Source organism: Lysobacter zhanggongensis (assembly GCF_046638635.1).
GTDB classification, from domain to species: domain Bacteria; phylum Pseudomonadota; class Gammaproteobacteria; order Xanthomonadales; family Xanthomonadaceae; genus Novilysobacter; species Novilysobacter luteus.
Genome location: NZ_JBJXHK010000153.1, coordinates 1 through 1,902, shown reverse-complemented (window position 1 = coordinate 1,902; position 1,902 = coordinate 1). Strand labels below are relative to the sequence as shown.

The 1,902-nt window shown below is 72.2% G+C and carries 2 protein-coding genes; one reads left to right on the top strand and one right to left on the bottom strand.

Annotation, left to right across the window (positions count from 1 at the left end):
* The coding region (locus ACKVMH_RS13355) for a lipid-binding SYLF domain-containing protein (protein WP_412700646.1) at nt 1–699 on the bottom strand (699 nt) is incomplete at its 3' end.
* A 166-nt stretch (nt 700–865) separates the two neighbouring features.
* Between ACKVMH_RS13355 and hemH the strand changes: the two genes are divergently transcribed.
* Complete coding sequence (gene hemH, locus ACKVMH_RS13350; protein WP_412700645.1) at nt 866–1,834, top strand: ferrochelatase; 969 nt, start codon at nt 866–868, stop codon at nt 1,832–1,834.
* The last annotated feature ends 68 nt before the right edge of the window (nt 1,835–1,902 follow it).

Here is a 1,902-nt window from a genome sequence, read left to right as displayed (position 1 = left end):
GCCCCGCGCGGCGCGGGCGGCCGCGGTCGCTTCCTCCAGCTGGTCGCGGAAGGTGACCACCGGGTCGGACGGCCGCTGCGGCGCACGGTCCTCGAAGATCATCCGCGGGGTGGTGCCCGCACCGTAGGCCGCCTGGTTGGCGTCGTCGTCGATGCTCAGCACCGCGCCGTCGAGGGCGACGCCGGCGAACAGCCCGCGCGCACGCGACCACGACCAGATCTCGGCCTTCAGGCGGCCGTCGGTGGCCAGCCCCGTGGTCCGGCCGACCGGACCGGCGGCGATGCTGGCATCGGCGCCGAGGGTGATCTTGCCGTTCACGATCGACTCCAGCCCGCGCTGGCTGGTGAACACCAGCACCACGTCCGACGACTGCACGCCGGCCTGGAAGCCGATGCTGCCGCCGGTGAGCTTGACGAAGGCCGGGTTAGACCAGGTGCCGTCGGGGTTCTTGACCGAGACCAGGCCATGGCCGCGACGGCCGCCGATCACCAGCCCGATCTTCAGCGTGTCGGGCACGACCACGATCGCCCGGGCCTCGTCGAACAGCACGTCGGGAATGCCCGATTCGGGGATCGCCTGGATCTCCTCGAGCACGCGCACGGCGTTGCGGGCGCGCTCGTCCTCGGTGACGCCGGCGGTGGCTGGCAGCGCCAGTCCGATGGCAAGCAGGAAGACGGCGAGGCGCGGCAGGATCGACATGGAAGCACTCCGTGGCGGAACAGGAACCCGGGCGGGGTAGGCAGTCGTGCGTGGCGGCGGTTCGGACCGCGGGCCGCACGCGAAGTTCAGGCTAGTGACGCGGCGATGAATCGCGCGGGAACCATCACCGCGTGTCGCCCGGCGCGGGCGCTGTCATCCTATGCCGATGACCCAGGCCCGCCAATCCGCCGCCACCGCCGTGGTGGTCGTCAACCTCGGCACCCCCGAGGCACCGACCGCGCCCGCAGTGCGCCGCTACCTCGCCGAGTTCCTGTCCGACCGCCGCGTGGTCTCGCTGCCGCCGTTGCTGTGGCAACCGTTGCTGCGCGGCGTGATCCTGCCACTGCGTGCACCCAAGGTCGCGCCCAAGTACGCCAGCGTCTGGCTCGACGGGGGGTCGCCGCTGGCGGTGTACACCAGGCAGCTCGCGGCGGCGATGCAACAGGAGTTGCCGGACCTGCAGGTGCTGGACGCGATGCGCTACGGCGAACCCTCGCTTGCGCGGCTGCTGCAGCGCCTGCGGGACGAGGGCCTGCAACGCGTACTCGTGCTGCCGCTGTACCCGCAGTACTCGACAACCACCACGGCCTCGGTAGGCGACGTGGTCGCACGTGCGGACGGGTTGGCCCTGCAGATGGTGGACGAGTACCACCTCGACGACGGCTGGGTCGCCGCGGTCGCGCAGTCGGTGCGCGACCACCGTGCGGCCAACGGCGCCGGCGAACACCTGCTGTTCTCGTTCCACGGACTGCCGCAGCGCGTGGCCGACGCCGGCGACCCCTATCCGCGGCAGTGCGAGGCGAGTGCCCGCGCGATCGCCGCGGCACTGGGCCTGCCCGATGATGCGTGGACGCTGGCGTACCAGTCGCGCTTCGGTCGCGAACGCTGGCTGGAGCCGGCCACCGACGCGACCCTCGAAGCCCTGGCGGCGCGCGGGATCCGAACCGTTGACGTGATCGCGCCGGGCTTTGCCGCGGACTGCCTGGAAACGCTCGAGGAAGTCTCGATCATGCTGGCGGAGCAGTTCGCCGAGCGCGGCGGGACGCTGCGCTACATCCCCTGCCTCAACGACAGCCCGGCCCACGCCCGCGCGCTGGCCGCCGTCGCACGCGGCGCGCTGGATCAATGGGCGTGAGCGCGCTGCGCGAGTTCGTCGTCGACACCGACTTCGGACGCCTCGCCGGCCTGCGCGGTGGGCCGGCG

Coding starts and splice junctions, on each gene's coding strand:
- hemH (WP_412700645.1), top strand. CDS start 866: ATGACCCAGGCCCGCCAATCCGCCGCCACCGCCGTGGTGGTCGTCAAC.